This window comes from Bacillus sp. FJAT-28004, from assembly GCF_001280845.1.
In the GTDB taxonomy this organism is placed as follows: domain Bacteria; phylum Bacillota; class Bacilli; order Paenibacillales; family Paenibacillaceae; genus Pristimantibacillus.
Window position 1 is genome coordinate 308,780 of sequence record NZ_LGHP01000004.1, and the last position, 16,085, is coordinate 324,864.

The following is a 16,085-nucleotide window of genomic DNA, read 5'->3' on the forward strand; positions in this document are numbered from 1 at the left end:
TCTAAATTTGTTGTTCTCCACAGAGTAGAAAGAAAAAGCATACGGCCATAAAGGCGCATGCTTATCATACCACTTATTTAAATTCGGCAACAAGCTTATCGAATTCTTCTGGGGTGATTTTGATATTTTGCTTAGCTAAAGCCTCAGGCTTGAAGCCTGTAATCAAATCTTCATAGGCTTTTCGCGTTTTATTTTGATAGATAAGTCCTGTGAGCATTCCGTTTGTTTCCATGATTTTGTTCATTGCCTGTACACGGTTAGTTGGATCGTAGTCCGGGAATTGTTCTAGATTCACGATATTTTCCTTAAACCAGTCGTACGTATTAATTTTGTTAAATGTAACACATGGGCTGAATACGTTAATCAAGGAGAAACCTTCGTGGTTAATTCCCTCTTCAATTAATTTCGTCAACTGCTTCAAGTCACTGGAAAATGATTGAGCAATAAATGTTGCACCAGAAGACAGTGCGATTTCAAGCGGAGAAAGCGTTGACTCAATCGAGCCTTCTGGCGTCGATTTCGTTTTGAAGCCCTCTGCGCTGCGCGGTGAAGTTTGGCCTTTGGTTAAGCCGTAAATTTGGTTATCCATTACGATGTAAGTCACGTTCAGGTTACGACGAATGGCATGGACAGTGTGACCCATACCGATTGCGAAGCCGTCTCCATCTCCGCCTGAAGCGATAACGGTAAGTTCACGATTAGCAAGCTTTACACCTTGTGCGATAGGCAGCACGCGACCATGAATACCATGGAAGCCGTAAGCGTTAATATAACCAGAGATCCGACCTGAACATCCAATACCAGATATAACAGCTAAGTTTTCAGGCTCTAGCCCCACGTTAGCTGCAGCGCGCTGAATCGCTGCTTGAATAGAAAAGTCTCCACAGCCTGGGCACCAGTTAGGTTTTACATTATTTCTAAACTCTTTGAACGTTGCCATCTAAACTCAACTCCTTACATGCTTTGTGAACGTCGGAAGGTAAAAATGGGTTACCGTCGTATTTAAGCAAGCTATCGATTTTTTCTGCAAAACCAGCATGCATTTTAATTTGTCCTGCTAGCTGTCCGGTTGCATTATTTTCGATGACAATTACTTTTTTCGCATTTTGCAAGTAAGGAAGCAGAGGTTTAGTTGGGAACGGATGAATTTGGCGAACTGTTATATGGTTTGTTTTCACACCATCTAGAGAGAGCAATCTTCTTGCCTCATCAATCGTGCCGCCAGTTGAACCCATCCCGATAATAAGCAAATCAGGCGTATCATGTGGCGCGTCTACACGGATAGCTTCACGAATATACATATCATTCAGCTTATTCAAACGTTTATCCATCATGTTCTGACGGTTCAATGCATTCTCAGATGGACGGCCCGTCTCATCATGCTCTACACCTGTCACATGATGCAGGCCGCCCTTCTCGCCTGGCAATACACGAGGGGAGACGCCATCTTCCGTGAGCTCATAACGTTTAAACAAATCATGGCCTTCAAGTGCAGGCACGTTTTCGACCAACTTGCCGCGTTTGATTTCTATTTTGTTGTAATCAAGCTGATCACAAGATTGTTTGCCGAGCGACAACTGCAAATCTGTCATTAAAATGACCGGTACTTGATATTCCTCAGCCAAATTAAATGATTCGATCGTATCGTAGAAGCAGTCTTCAATCGATGCTGGTGCAATTACGATTTTTGGAATTTCTCCGTGCGTACCGTAAACCATTGCGTTCAAGTCCGATTGTTCTTGCTTCGTAGGTAGACCAGTCGACGGACCGCCACGCTGTGTATTCACGATTACGAGCGGCGTTTCTGTCATGCCTGCAAGACCAATGGCTTCCATCATTAGGGAGAGTCCAGGGCCCGCAGAAGCTGTCATTGTGCGAACGCCGGCATAGTTAGCGCCAATAGCCATCGTTACTGCAGCAATTTCATCTTCCGTTTGCACTACTGTACCTCCAAATTTCGGAAGTTTCTTAATCAAATATTCCATAATCTCGGAAGCTGGCGTGATCGGGTAAGCCGCCATCAAGCGGCAACCAGCTGCCAGAGAGCCAAGACCAATCGCCTCATTGCCGATCATGAACAGCTTTTGCTGCCCGTCTGCCTCATCAAGCTTAAATTCATCAAGCGGTCCGCCCGCCTGCTCTAGCACAAATTCTGCGCCGCTTTTCACCGCTTCAATATTTTTCTCAACAACAGCTGCGCCTTTGCGTCCAAACTCTTCTTCTACCGCTTTATTAAATACTTCAAGCGGAAGTCCTAGAAGTGCCCAAGACGCTCCTGAGGCAACCATATTTTTCATCAAAGATGTGCCGAGCTCCTCAGCCATCTTCGTAATAGGAACAGCAAAAAGTCTTGCATCAATACCTTCAGGTATAGTTGGGTTAAACTTTGCATCTGCAACGATAACTCCGCCAAGGCGTAGTTCCTTAGCATTCAAATCAATGCTTTCTTGGTCGAACGCAACCAAAATATCCAAATCATCCGAAATAGCGCGAATCGGTTTCGTGCTTATACGAATTTTGTTATTCGTATGCCCACCTTTGATTCGCGAGGAGAAATGACGATATCCATATAAATAATAGCCTAACCGGTTAAGCGCCGTGGAAAAGATCCTGTCCGTACTCTCGACGCCTTCTCCTTGTTGTCCCCCGATCTTCCAAGACAATTGACTAATCAAAATGCCCAACTCCTCTTTGTCTACATCGTGCAAATATTCTATTTCATCAAGTAATTATATAGTATAAATCATAACAGTCACAACAAGTTTAAAGCGCGTATACATAAAAATCAAGATGTAAACGCTTAAAAGAAGCATAGTTTGTTTCGATCAATCCCATACCGCAAATAGATCGAATTCATTTTAAGCAAATGGGAGATTTTTTCGAAGAAAACGAAGCGCGTTGCCAGACATAAACTGTTCCGTTTGGTGCTCCGAATATCTTTTGAGAAGTGCCTCTTGAAGATTTATTAGCTCGCCAGGATGCGTTAATTGTTTCATATAACTGTCAATTCCGTCAAAATCAGAGCCGAGCATAATATGCGTTTCCCCGCCCAGCTCACAAATATGCTCAATATGACGCAATAAATCATCAATGACTACTATTTCAGCGTTCGATACAAACCAAGGCACGAAAGTAACGCCAATTACACCTTGCATCGCAATGATTTTTTCAATTTGGTCATCCCTCAAATTACGTGGGTGTTCACAGATCGCTCTTGCATTAGAGTGAGATGCTAGGATAGGTCTCTGAGAAAGCTCAGCAACATCCCAGAACGCCCGCTCCGACAAATGCGATACATCTATTAGTATATCCAATTTATTGCATTCTTCTACTAGCAATCTTCCTTTTGTGGTCAAGCCTCCGCCGCGCAGCTCCATTGCGCCGTCTGCAGCCCAATTGGCATGATTCCATGTCATTCCGGCAGCACGTATGCCTAATTGATGCATGATCCGGAGCAAAGACATTTGCCCTTGAAGACCATCAACGCCTTCAAGCGACAATAACGCCCCGATTTTCCCATCCGAGATGCAAGAATCCAGATCCTGAGCTGTCCTCACCCAAACCATGTCCTCGCAGCTTAATACCATTTGGTGAAATCGATCTACGCTCTCCAAAATAGGTTCTAATCGTCCATTCATTGATTGTGGAATATAGATCGCAAAAGTTTGCAAAACCGTTCCTGCAGCCTTAAGACGTTCGTATGTAACATCTAATATGCCAGGCTTACTGCCTTGAAAATATAAATTTTCATCAATCAACAGTTTGCAGAGCACATCACAATGAAAATCGACCACTTTCATAGACGCACCTCACCATTTGTCAGATTCGCAGCAAAAAAACCTGTCTACGACGTAAACAGGCGAGCAATTGTTTTTTATCCAATTGGCTTATGAGTTAACGCCGCTTGGACTTGCTACCGAGGTTCAACAATCAATTTGATTGCTGTTCGATCCTCCCCATCGATAACAATGTCGGTAAAAGCTGGTATACAAATTAAATCCACCCCGCTGGGAGCGACAAATCCACGCGCAATCGCTACTGCTTTGATCGCTTGATTTAACGCACCAGCACCAATGGCTTGCAGCTCCGCACCACCACGTTCACGAAGAACGCCAGCTAGCGCACCTGCAACGGAATTTGGATTGGACTTTGCTGAAACTTTTAATACATCCATAAAAAGAACCTCCCCTTGGACTGTTGGATGGATTCCACTTTTAAATAGTATTCGAGGGAGTTTAAAAAATTCCTGCTTTTATTTCCTATATTCTCGAACTGTTCTGAATTATCAGAACTTTCGATAGATTAATAAATTACATTAGAAGCCATTCATCTTCCGTAAGACGGATCTTCTCAATTTTCCGGGCTTGTCCAGTCGCATCGTCAATCTGCACGGAGATAGCATGCAAATGCCACTTTCCTTCATCCACTACAAAACGGACGGGAAGCTGCGTAATAAATTTATGCAAAACTGCGGTTCTTTCCATTCCGAGTACACCTTCTTTAGGACCAACCATGCCTACATCGGTTATGTAAGCAGTGCCCCCTGGCAGGATCGTATCATCATTTGTTTGTACATGTGTATGCGTGCCAAGCACGATTGAAGCTCTGCCATCTAAATGCCATCCCATCGCGATCTTCTCTGAGGTCGCTTCCGCATGAAAGTCAACGAGGATATTATTTGTTTGCTCCTTCGCCTCTTCGATCAGTTCATCAGCCTTGCGGAATGGACAATCGATCGGCGGTAAAAATGTACGACCTTGCAAATTAATAATTGCAAGTTGCTTTCCGCCAGCTTTGATAAACGCCATGCCTTGGCCAGGCGCGCCTTCCGCATAATTCGCTGGGCGAACTAGGCGAGGCTCGTCATCAATCCATTCAAAAATATCTTTATTATCCCACGTATGGTTGCCCATCGTTATGCCATGGATTCCCCATTCGAAAAATTCCTTAGCAATTGTTGCTGTAATCCCTCGACCAGCAGCCGCATTTTCGCCATTCGCAATAATAATATGAGGGTTATATTTACTTTTAAGAGCTGGCAGAACCCGCTTTAAAGCGCTTCTCCCTACATTGCCTACGATATCGCCGATAAATAATACATTCATTGATTACACTTCCTTTTTTGTACGCCTGCAAACAGAAAAGTGGCTAACTAGCAGCCACTTTTCTGAAAAGCTCATATTTTTTTGTTGACTTACTTCGCATATTCAACCGCGCGTGTTTCTCGGATAACCGTAACTTTAATATGTCCCGGATAATCAAGTTCGCTCTCGATTTTTTTCGTAATATCACGAGCAAGTCGGAATGCTTCCGTATCATCGATTTTCTCTGGCTGTACCATGACGCGCACTTCGCGGCCAGCTTGGATCGCGTACGATTTTTCAACGCCTTCAAACGATTCGGAAATGTCTTCAAGCTTCTCCAGTCGTTTGATATACGTTTCAAGCGTTTCACGACGAGCTCCAGGGCGTGCAGCGGACAATGCATCTGCTGCGCCTACGAGCATTGCGATAACGGAAGTTGCTTCCGTATCACCGTGGTGGGAGGCAATACTGTTAATAACGACAGGATGCTCCTTGTATTTCTTAGCGAGTTCAACACCGATCTCAACGTGTGAGCCTTCAACTTCGTGGTCTAGCGCTTTACCGATATCATGCAGCAAGCCTGCACGCCTTGCGAGCGTAACATCTTGGCCAAGCTCTGCTGCCATCAAACCAGTTAAGTAAGCTACCTCCATCGAGTGCTTCAACACGTTTTGACCATAACTTGTCCGATACTTCAATCGACCTAAAATCTTGATTAAATCCGGATGCAAGCTATGAACGCCAACCTCGAAAGTAGCTTGCTCACCGTATTCACGGATTCGCTCATCCACTTCTTTACGAGATTTTTCAACCATTTCTTCAATGCGGGCAGGATGGATACGACCGTCAGCTACAAGCTTCTCCAAAGAAGTGCGGGCAATTTCGCGTCTTATCGGGTCGAAACCAGATAAAATGACCGCTTCCGGTGTATCGTCGATAATAAGATCGATACCAGTCAATGTTTCCAAAGCACGGATATTACGGCCTTCACGCCCAATAATGCGGCCTTTCATCTCTTCATTAGGCAACGTTACGACGGAAACCGTCGTCTCAGCCACATGATCTGCCGCACAGCGCTGAATAGCAAGTGATATAATATCACGGGCTTTCTTATCGGCCTCTTCTTTCGCTTGCTGCTCGATCTCTTTAATCATCTGTGCTGTCTCATGTCGTACTTCCTGTTCAACATTGGATAAAATGATCGATTTCGCATCTTCCGTTGTCAGACTCGATATACGTTCCAATTCACTAAGCTGTTGCTTGTAAATGGAGTCGATCTGCTCTTGTGTTTCTTCGATCCGTTTTTCTTTGTTGGCTACAGTTTCTTCTTTGCGTTCTAGCGCTTCTAACTTTTTATCCAGCGACTCCTCTTTTTGGAGCAAACGTCTTTCCTGACGTTGAGCCTCGTTGCGACGTTCACGAATGTCTCTCTCGGCTTCGGAACGAAGTTTGTGGACTTCATCTTTTGCCTCTAGCACGGTTTCTTTCTTCTGGGCTTCCGCTTCTTTTTTCGCATTTTCTACGATTACAATAGCAGCTTGCTCAGCACTTGAAATTTTGGCCTCGGCAATCGACTTTCGAATAAAATAACCAATCCCAAAGAAAATTGCGCCAACAAAGAGACAGATCAAGATCCAAATGACCTCATTTAGCATCTTGTTCACCTCCTTGCTGCATACACCAAGGCACTGCTTGGGATGATATTAGGTTTTCAACCGGCTTCAAACCGTTTAAACATTTACTAATTTGACGAAAATAATCGTATTGAATCAACTTTTGGAAGGAAAATTGATTCAATAATGAAGGAATACAACCTCATTTTATCTTTTCGTAAAATCAATTGTCAAGCAAAAGCCCATCATCTTCCTCGAATGATTCATCTTCCCCATCCAGATCGATCGACTTTATCACTTCTTTCACGATATCTCCAGGAAACCCTCTACGCATTAAATAGCCCATAAGCTTACGTTTTCGCTCAAATGTTTCGCCTTTTAAGGATCGCCATTTCTTCTCCGCAGCCTTCTTTGCAGACGCTAATTCTACTTTCTGGTCTAATGAGCCAATTGCTTCTTCTGCGGCTATTTTCGACACGCCTCGCTGCTGAAGCTCCTGCTTGATAAAGCGTCGACCCTTTAAGCTGTTTTTGAGTCGGCTAACCGCAAATTGGCGCGCGTATTGTTCATCATCCACAATATGCTCCCTTTCTAAACGGTCAAGGGCATATTGAATATTGTCTGATTCAAAAAACTTACGATTTAAATATTGCTCAATCTGCTTTCTCGTTCGCGGTCTTGCTCCCAAATAAGCGATAGCCATTACATACGCACGGTAACGTTCATCTTCCATTCGTATTTCATCGGTCTGAGTTTCTGTTACAAGTTGTCCCTTTGTCAGTCGATAACGGATCAATATATCTTCATGTACGGACAGGATCGGTTTATCTGACTCAGCAAAGAGATGGTATAACTTCCGTTCCTTTTTATCTTGTTTAACGGATAGTATCATCCATTCTTCTTCTGTTCTTGAATGGCTTTGGGTCATACCGTACATCCTCTCTAAACACAGCTTCGCCGTCCCTAACGGGACGGCGAAGCATCAACACGTATAATTACCGGTCAATTTATTCTAGATCTTCGAACTCTTCATCGTCTTCATCAGGTTTGAAATTAGCCTGAGTTGCTGCTGCTGACAAGTTGCTCGCATCGCGAATCTGCTTTTCAATGACTTCAGCAACATCCTTGTGATCTTTCAAATATTGCTTCGCATTCTCACGGCCTTGACCCAGACGCTCGCCATTGTAAGAGAACCATGCACCGCTCTTCTGAACGATATCCATCTCAACACCGATATCGACAAGCGTACCTTCTCTGGAAATACCTTCGCCGTACATGATGTCCACCTCTGCTTGTTTGAACGGTGGAGCAACCTTGTTCTTAACAACCTTAATACGAGTACGGTTACCAATCATGTCATTGCCTTGTTTCAGTGTCTCAATACGACGTACGTCAAGACGCACGCTCGAGTAGAATTTCAAAGCGCGTCCGCCTGGCGTTGTCTCAGGGTTACCGAACATGACGCCTACTTTCTCACGCAATTGGTTGATAAAGATTGCAATTGTTTTGGATTTACTGATTGCTCCCGATAGCTTTCTCAAAGCCTGAGACATCAAACGAGCTTGAAGACCTACGTGAGAATCACCCATGTCGCCTTCAATTTCAGCTTTCGGTACTAGTGCTGCAACGGAGTCAATAACGATAATATCAACGGCGCCGCTTCTTACAAGTGCTTCGGCGATTTCCAAAGCTTGCTCACCCGTGTCAGGCTGCGAAAGCAATAGCTCATCAATATTTACGCCAAGCTTGCTTGCATAAAGCGGATCAAGCGCATGCTCCGCATCGATAAACGCAGCTTGTCCACCAATTTTCTGAACCTCAGCAATCGCGTGCAGCGCTACTGTCGTTTTACCGGAAGATTCCGGTCCATATATTTCGATAACACGTCCGCGCGGCAAGCCGCCTATTCCTAATGCAATATCTAGAGCAAGTGAACCGCTAGGTACGGTCTCAACCTGCATGTGTGTGGATTCTCCCAATTTCATGATGGAGCCTTTACCAAATTGTTTCTCAATTTGACGCAAAGCCATTTCTAGTGCAGCGCGACGATCCGACAAGAAACTCACATCCTTCGTTTATTTATAATTTTATGATACCTTTTTTCTAGCAGGTTGACAAGCATTTTTTCGAACATACATTCGCCTTTTAGCTTCGCCCCCTTAAATGGACATAAAAAAACCGCAGCAAAGTATTCTTCGCCACGGTTCTTCCGATAACTATCCTCCATTATAACGGTCTGATAGACAATTGACAAACATTATTTATATCAATCAGCCATATTCCAAGCTGGCATTCGCTACTCCTTGCCAGCTGAATTATTGTGCTTGCAGCGCCAGCCACAGGCGATAAAAAGCAGACTTCACTGCTCGCAGCCTTATCATGCCTCTACCGCCGCTCAAATTAAGTGTATGAACGACAGTTGGTTTACCTCGTTCAGCAATCCCTACGTATACAAGCCCTACTGGCTTGCCTTCGGATTCTGCTGGTCCGGCAACACCTGTCAGAGAGACGCCAAAATCTGCATCCGCGAGCTCTCGAACGCGCTCTGCCATTAAAGCGGCAGTCGAATCACTAATAGCTCCTGGTGCCCCTTCTCCTTCAAGCTGAGTCATCGGAATGCTGAGCAAATGATGCTTCATTATATTGGTGTAGGTGACAACCCCTCCTACAAACTCTCCACTGCTCCCAGGAACGTTTGTAATAAGCTCGGCAAACAAACCCCCACTGCAGCTTTCCGCGCTCGCCAGCTTTCGTCTTGAGGCTCTTAGCAGGTGCACAACTTCCTCCTCAAGGGGAATATCCTGCTCTGCATACAAATATTCGCCGACTCGCTCCTTGATCTTCTGGACGCTTTTATCGATTTTTTGATCCGCTTCAATTAAAGAGCTCGCTTTGGTGGATACGCGTATCGATACCTCGCCTTCCTTCGCATACGGGGCGATGGTTGGGTCAAGCTGCCCGTCAATAAGGTCCAGCAGCTTAGCTTCAAGGTTGGATTCCCCAATTCCAGCAAACTTTAATATTCGGGAATAAAGCGGCTTGGCCTCCCCTAGCATAGAACGCAGCCACTGCTGGCCGGCATTGTCCATCATCGGCTTCATTTCGCGCGGCGGTCCCGGCAGCAGCAAATAAAGTGTACCGTCTACGGACAAGCCATTGCCAACAGCTAAGCCCGTTGTATTTTCAAGAGGTACTCCACCTTCGATCATCAATGCCTGACGACGATTGCTCTCCACCATATGAATGCCTCGCGAGCTGAACATTTGCTCAATTGCCGCCATTGATGGCTCATGAATAGTCAAATCGCGTTTCAAATAATCAGCTAATACATCTTTTGTAAGATCATCTTGTGTCGGACCAAGTCCACCAGTAAAAACAAGCAAATCCGCACGGCTTCTTCCAATCTCGATTGCTTGCTTAAGGCGAGCGGAGTTGTCCCCTACGACAGTCTGAAAGTAGACGTCTACACCTAATTCTGCAAGCTTCTGCGACAAATATTGTGCATTCGTATTTACAATTTGTCCGAGCAGCAGCTCTGTGCCGACCGCAATGATTTCTGCTTTCATTATTCAAGTTCTCCTTCATATTCAGATGTATGAGTGATTATAAGCATATAAGCAAAAGCATCTCCCCTTTTGACGGAAAGATGCTTTAACATTATTCTACCGGAATCAGATGTTTGTTCTTCAAAAAATAATCAATGCCTGAATATACCGTAATAGCAGCAGCTACCCAGCTTGCGATCACATCGAATGGAAAATCAATGAAATTGAATGGGAAGTTATTAATGAGAAGAGCGATAATCATCGTAATTTGGATCGCTGTCTTCCATTTCCCCCAAGTACTCGCAGCCATAACGGAGCCTTCTAACAGTGCGATTTGACGAAGACCAGTAACAGCAAACTCTCTGCTAATGATAACGATCGCAATCAGCGCGTTCAGTTTGTCCATTTCAACAAGTGAAATTAGAACTGCTGCAACGAGAAGCTTGTCCGCCAAAGGGTCGAGCAGCTTGCCAAGGTTTGTTACAATTTTGTTTTTCCGAGCAATATAACCGTCTAGACCGTCTGTGCTTGCCGCCACAATAAAAATGAGTGCCGCTGTAATTTGATTGTATGTGATGGAGAAGTCTGAAATGCTGAACGACCCCAAATCCACTTTAATAAGCAGAAAAAACATAATTACCGGCACCAAAAATATTCTGGCTAGTGTAATGCGGTTCGCCAGATTCACGCAATTCCCTCCTCAGATCGATCTAACTCATAGGTGTGCGTTACGCGAACCCTTTGTTTGTAAGAAAAATCAGATTTTTGTCCCAGCTGCGAAACATTTGTTAAGCAACTTTGAGTGACCGCATGTGTATTCTCTCTCATCTATGTATCCCCCAGATCTATCTGTAAAGCTGTATAAACAAGTATAATACATGCCATTACACGTGTCAAAAGCGGCTAAAGCCTCATTTTGCATCTATGGCTTTACCAAAACGAAAAGCCCCGTTTCTCGAATTTCGATGAAACGAAGCCTTTTTATTACGAACGATAATTGGTAAATTGAAGCTCAACAGGCAAATCCGCTTCCCTAAGCAGCTTCATCACTGCTTGCAAATCATCTAGGCTTTTCCCGGAAACACGTAGTTGATCGCCTTGTATCAAGCTCTTTACCTTCAGCTTTGAATCACGTATTAGAATATTAATTTTTTTGGAAACATCCTGCTCAATGCCCTGTCTTAGCTTAATCCGTTGGCGGACAGTATTGCCGGACGCGCCCTCGATCTTACCGTAATCCATATTTTTAATGGGAACCCCGCGCTTTACCATTTTGGACAAAAGAATGTCTAGCACGTTTTTCAGCTTATACTCATCCTCAGACGCGACAACAAGATCTTCCTTATCAAGCGCGATAGAGCTCTTGCTGCCTTTAAAATCAAAGCGTGTTTCAATTTCCCGCTCCGCTTGCTTAATTGCATTCGCTAATTCCTGCATATCCACCTTGGATACAATATCAAAAGCATTTTCTGAAGCCAATTAAATCTCTCCTTTGTTACGGTAATCATTATTCCGTTTTCGTTTGATCTGTTTCATTTCCTGTACTTGTGTTAGTACCTGTACCTGTGTTAGTACCAGATTCAGAACCAGTACCAGTGCTTCCATCCGTTGTAGAATTTTCATCAACTACAGGATGAAGCAGCAGTTTCTTGGAACCTGCTCTGTCGCCGTCTGGAACGATAACGCCATCGACTGTAATCTCCGTTAAATCAGATCTGCCTACATTAATATAAAGCGGACCCGTGAGATCAAATGTTTCGACACTTCCATCCTCAGCATTCGCTGAGTACAGCTTCTCGCCCTTATTGCTGTCTGAACGTACCTCTAACCAACTTCTGCCGCCGCTTATTTTAACTTCCACCTTGTGAGCAACGCCTTTAGGTCCAATTTCATATTGATCCGCTTTACCTACTTTACTGCCGAAAGTAACAGTAGTAGGTGCTTGTGTTGGCGTAGGGGAAACAGGAACGTCGGTTGGCGTATTTTCATTTCCAACTGCGGTTCCATCATTGTTTGTAGCTGGAGGCTGGGAAACATCCGTGATATCCGTATTATTGTCGGCATGTTTAGCCCCATCAGGGTCTTTATTAATTACATATACCCAAATGACAACAACAATCAAAATAAGAAACGACCACATCATCACATTAAAGCCGATTTTCCCAAGTCTTTCTGACGACTGTGATTGAACACGCCGTGGCGATCTTACGACGATCGGATCAGCTATTTGCTCTACCGGCGCTGCAGGCACCTCATGCTGATACAAACGAAGCACTTCGTCCGGATCAAGTCCAACAGCTTCTGAGTAATTTTTCACAAATGCTCGTACATAAAAAGGACCGGGTAAAACCGTGTGGTCTCCACTCTCAATCGCTTCCAAATACCGTTTTCTAATTTTTGTCGTTTCTTGAATATCGTCAAGCGTTAATCCTCGTTGGTCTCTCGCCTTGCGAAGCAATTCTCCTAAGTCAGACATGAGACGGCCTCCTTCCGATTAGAAATCGTCAGTATAGTTAGTTGTGAAAGTCTCGTATGAAATTTCTTCATCTGGGTTATTGCGTAATTCAACAATGATATCAAAATGGCTATAATCGTAATTGGATTCCTTAATAAAGATGTCCGGATGCTCAATCACTTTAGTCGATGGCATAGCCATAATTTCTTGCAATAAACTGTAGTGCCTTTCATTTGAACGAATTGTGCTGACGATACCATCGATAATAAAAATAGTATTTGGCTGCATTTCGTCTTCGGACATTTGACTTCTAACCGTTTGGCGCAATAGGGTGGAGGATACAAAGGACCATCGCTTGTTCGAGCATACGCTGCCCGCAATGATGGATTCCGTCTTCCCAACTCGCGGCATCCCTCTTACTCCTATAACCTGATTACCGTCACGCTTAAACACTTCACCCAAAAAATCGACCAAAATGCCAAGCTCATCACGTGTAAAACGGAACGTCTTGCGATCATCAGAATCACGCTCGATGTAGCGTCCATGACGAACCGCTAAAATATCTACAATTGTAGGCGTTCTCAGTTTGTTTACAGTAATATTATCTACTTTTTGAAGCATTTTGCCAAGCAATTCAATCTTCTCATCGTCGTCGGTTTGAAGTAGCATGCCCCTTGTTCTATCTTCCACACCATTGATTGTCATAATATTAACCTCTAGCATACCAAGCAAAGAGGCGATATCTCCGAGTAGTCCTGGTCGGTTTTTATGTATTTTGTATTCCATGTACCATTGTTTCGATTCCAATGTTGTCACCGTCCTAAACCTGTTCTTGTAGAAGTATGTAAGTGAAGAAAATATACATCATGAAACATAATTCTACAAGTTTCGTCACAATCCTGCAACCCAAAAAGAAACATTGCAGAAAAGCCTCCTGTAGGAGGCTTTTCTGCTTCTGCTTCTGTTAAGGAAGATGACGACTGCGTACGATTGCTGCTACGATTGTTGGACGAGCTTGACCATCAAGCAAGCAAGTGTTTTGCGTTCTGCTTCATCGCCTGCGTCCCATAGCTCCTTCAATACACGTTGTTCCTCATTTTTCGGATCGACCTTCTCCTCGAGAAAGGTGCCGATTTCGTAAGCTAAGCTTGAAATCGTTTCTTCCGTCATGCCAATCTTTTTGGCTTGCGATACACGGTCTGCCAAAAAATGCTTCCATGTTGCAAAATTAGAAAGTACGGTTGACATGTTTCTTCGCCTCCTAAAGGTATAGAAAAGAATCACCAACAGTCATATCATGCGTAAACACCGCTCTAATTATGCAACAAGCTTGTCCAGAGAATCAGCAGTCTTCAATTACGTATGCCATCCGCCATTTGGACTAATAACTTGACCCGTAATATACGATGATTCCGGTAATGCAAGAAAATATACCAGCGATGCGATTTCATCAGTGGAGCCGAAACGTCCAACTGGAATTTCCTGTTGGATAGCGGCCTTCTCCTCCGCATCAAACCCATCCATCATTTCGGTCTCAACTGCACCTGGTGCAACCGCGTTGACAGTAACGCCTGTCGGCGCCAGCTCCTTAGCCAGCGCCTTAGTAAAGGCGTTCATGCCACCCTTGGTGGTCGAATACAAAACTTCGCATGAAGCACCCGACATCCCCCAAATAGATGAAACATTAATGATTCGACCGTAGCGCTGCGCAATCATATTCGGCATAAATAGCTGTGAGCATAGGAACATTCCCTTTAGGTTGACTGCCATCACATCATCCCATTCTTCCTCCGTCACATCCATTAGCATACCGTAATGAGATATACCGCCATTGTTAACCAAAATATCCGGAAGCATGTTATGGCTCTCCAGCTTCTCCCGCATACGCTCCAACTGCTCCTTTGAACGCAGATCAGCAGATATCGTTAGTACATTCGCGCCAAGAGCCATACACGTCCGAGCTGTTTCATTTGCCGTTTCATGAGACTGTAAATAATGAATGACGATATTAACGCCTTCCGCAGCAAATCGTTTAGCTATAGCTGCCCCGATACCGCGGCTTCCCCCCGTAATAAGAACCGTCATTTGTTGGAGCGTCTTCATTTCGAAGGTTGTTCTACAATCGATATTGCAAGCTGATCGAAATCAAAATGCTCACGAAGCCGTTCATTTACTTGTTCAAGCGTACACTTCTCATAAAAATCAAGGACGTCGAACATATCGCTGTCACGGAACCGATATCTGGTAAATTCACCGGCAATGGCTTCTGGGGAGTTGAGCATGCGTAAATATCCACCGATTTTTTTGCGTTTGGATCTCTCAAAAGCTGTAGGTTCTATGCCGCTTTCTAAAATGCCTTCCACAGCTGTGCGTATTTGCTTAATAAGCTCATCCGGATTTGGCGTATCGCCGCCGATAACTGAGAAAGCATAACCAGTACTCGAATTATACTCGCTTCCAAAGGAATCAGAGATCAGATCATTCTCATATAGCTGCTGATAAAGCTTGGAGCTTGGTCCAATCAAAGCGTCCAGCATCAACTTTGTCGTTACTTCTTGACGAAGGAGCGCTTCACCTGTGAGACCGGTCTTCTTTTCTTTGAATCCCAGCATGCATTTAGGCAATGATACGGGCAGCTCCGTTACTTTTCGCGTAATTTTCACGCTTTCCGGCTCAGTCTCGAAATAACGCTCAATCGCTCCTTGAGGTTTAAACGATTTGCTATTTTGATTGTCGCGAACAAGCTGGAATACTTCCTCTGCCTTTACACCGCCAACAACGAACAACAACATATTCGATGGGTGATAGAACGTTTCATAGCAGCGATAAAGGGTTTCCTTATCGATTTGTCTAATGGATTCGACTGTGCCAGCGATATCAATATGAACAGGATGCTCATGATAAAGCGCATCAATCAAGCCAAAATAAACTCTCCAGTCCGGATTGTCGCGATACATATTGATTTCTTGCTCAATGATCCCTTTTTCCTTCTCAACATTTGTATCCGTAAAATAAGGGTTTTGAACAAAATTGATTAGCGTCTCTAAGTTTGCGTTAATTTGCTCCGTTGCCGAAAACAAGTATACCGTTCTGTCAAAGCTCGTAAACGCGTTAGCGGATGCTCCTTGAGAGGCAAATACTGCAAAAATGTCGCCTGTTGGCTCTTCAAACATTTTATGCTCCAAGAAATGTGCAATACCGTCCGGCACCTTTACTGGTGGTTGATTTCCAACTGAAAAACGGTTATCAACTGAGCCGTATTTCGTAGAAAACGTCGCGTAGGTTTTATGAAAGCCTTCCTTCGGAAGCACGATAACTTCAAGCCCATTATCAAGCACTTCACGATACAAGGTTTCCTGTACGTTTGGATAGTTAAGGGTCTGCACCT

The 16,085-nt window shown here is 44.2% G+C and carries 16 protein-coding genes; all 16 read right to left on the reverse strand.

Going from position 1 to position 16,085, the window contains the following annotated elements:
• Positions 1-73: 73 nt before the first annotated feature.
• The gene (locus AC787_RS31440; protein ID WP_054028915.1) at positions 74-940 is read right to left on the reverse strand and encodes a 2-oxoacid:ferredoxin oxidoreductase subunit beta; all 867 of its coding nucleotides are present in this window, start codon (positions 938-940) and stop codon (positions 74-76) included.
• A complete protein-coding gene (locus tag AC787_RS31445; protein WP_054028916.1) occupies positions 918-2,675 on the reverse strand; it encodes a 2-oxoacid:acceptor oxidoreductase subunit alpha in 1,758 nt (585 codons plus the stop codon). The genes AC787_RS31440 and AC787_RS31445 overlap by 23 nt, the downstream gene beginning before the upstream one ends.
• 183 nt (positions 2,676-2,858) lie before the next feature.
• Entirely contained in the window at positions 2,859-3,800 is a 942-nt protein-coding gene (locus AC787_RS31450) for a dipeptidase (protein WP_054028917.1), read from the reverse strand.
• Positions 3,801-3,913: 113 nt separating this feature from the next.
• The gene (locus tag AC787_RS31455; protein WP_006036664.1) at positions 3,914-4,174 is read right to left on the reverse strand and encodes a stage V sporulation protein S; all 261 of its coding nucleotides are present in this window, start codon (positions 4,172-4,174) and stop codon (positions 3,914-3,916) included.
• A gap of 136 nt (positions 4,175-4,310) precedes the next feature.
• The gene (locus tag AC787_RS31460; protein WP_054028918.1) at positions 4,311-5,105 is read right to left on the reverse strand and encodes a TIGR00282 family metallophosphoesterase; all 795 of its coding nucleotides are present in this window, start codon (positions 5,103-5,105) and stop codon (positions 4,311-4,313) included.
• Between the two features lie 89 nt (positions 5,106-5,194).
• On the reverse strand, positions 5,195-6,739 hold the full coding sequence (gene rny, locus AC787_RS31465) for a ribonuclease Y (RefSeq protein WP_054028919.1): 1,545 nt from the start codon (positions 6,737-6,739) through the stop codon (positions 5,195-5,197).
• Positions 6,740-6,920: 181 nt separating this feature from the next.
• On the reverse strand, positions 6,921-7,625 hold the full coding sequence (locus AC787_RS31470) for a regulatory protein RecX (protein WP_235561182.1): 705 nt from the start codon (positions 7,623-7,625) through the stop codon (positions 6,921-6,923).
• A gap of 79 nt (positions 7,626-7,704) precedes the next feature.
• On the reverse strand, positions 7,705-8,754 hold the full coding sequence (gene recA, locus AC787_RS31475; RefSeq protein WP_054028920.1) for a recombinase RecA: 1,050 nt from the start codon (positions 8,752-8,754) through the stop codon (positions 7,705-7,707).
• 258 nt (positions 8,755-9,012) lie between these two features.
• Complete coding sequence (locus AC787_RS31480) at positions 9,013-10,263, reverse strand: competence/damage-inducible protein A (protein WP_054028921.1); 1,251 nt, start codon at positions 10,261-10,263, stop codon at positions 9,013-9,015.
• Between the two features lie 91 nt (positions 10,264-10,354).
• Positions 10,355-10,930 (reverse strand): CDP-diacylglycerol--glycerol-3-phosphate 3-phosphatidyltransferase, encoded by a 576-nt coding sequence (pgsA, locus tag AC787_RS31485; RefSeq protein ID WP_054028922.1) that lies wholly within the window; start codon positions 10,928-10,930, stop codon positions 10,355-10,357.
• 296 nt (positions 10,931-11,226) lie between these two features.
• The gene (locus AC787_RS31490; RefSeq protein WP_054028923.1) at positions 11,227-11,721 is read right to left on the reverse strand and encodes a YajQ family cyclic di-GMP-binding protein; all 495 of its coding nucleotides are present in this window, start codon (positions 11,719-11,721) and stop codon (positions 11,227-11,229) included.
• Positions 11,722-11,749: 28 nt separating this feature from the next.
• Complete coding sequence (locus tag AC787_RS31495; RefSeq protein ID WP_054028924.1) at positions 11,750-12,718, reverse strand: helix-turn-helix domain-containing protein; 969 nt, start codon at positions 12,716-12,718, stop codon at positions 11,750-11,752.
• Positions 12,719-12,736: 18 nt separating this feature from the next.
• Positions 12,737-13,504: a DUF3388 domain-containing protein gene (locus AC787_RS31500; protein WP_200930801.1), complete on the reverse strand. Its 768-nt coding sequence runs from the start codon at positions 13,502-13,504 to the stop codon at positions 12,737-12,739.
• Positions 13,505-13,693: 189 nt separating this feature from the next.
• The gene (locus AC787_RS31505; RefSeq protein WP_054028925.1) at positions 13,694-13,945 is read right to left on the reverse strand and encodes a DUF3243 domain-containing protein; all 252 of its coding nucleotides are present in this window, start codon (positions 13,943-13,945) and stop codon (positions 13,694-13,696) included.
• A gap of 108 nt (positions 13,946-14,053) precedes the next feature.
• Positions 14,054-14,800, reverse strand: coding sequence for an elongation factor P 5-aminopentanone reductase (gene ymfI / locus AC787_RS31510; RefSeq protein WP_054028926.1), 747 nt, complete (start codon positions 14,798-14,800; stop codon positions 14,054-14,056).
• On the reverse strand, positions 14,797-16,083 hold the full coding sequence (yfmH, locus tag AC787_RS31515; RefSeq protein WP_054028927.1) for an EF-P 5-aminopentanol modification-associated protein YfmH: 1,287 nt from the start codon (positions 16,081-16,083) through the stop codon (positions 14,797-14,799). The genes ymfI and yfmH overlap by 4 nt, the downstream gene beginning before the upstream one ends.
• Between the last annotated feature and the right edge of the window lie 2 nt (positions 16,084-16,085).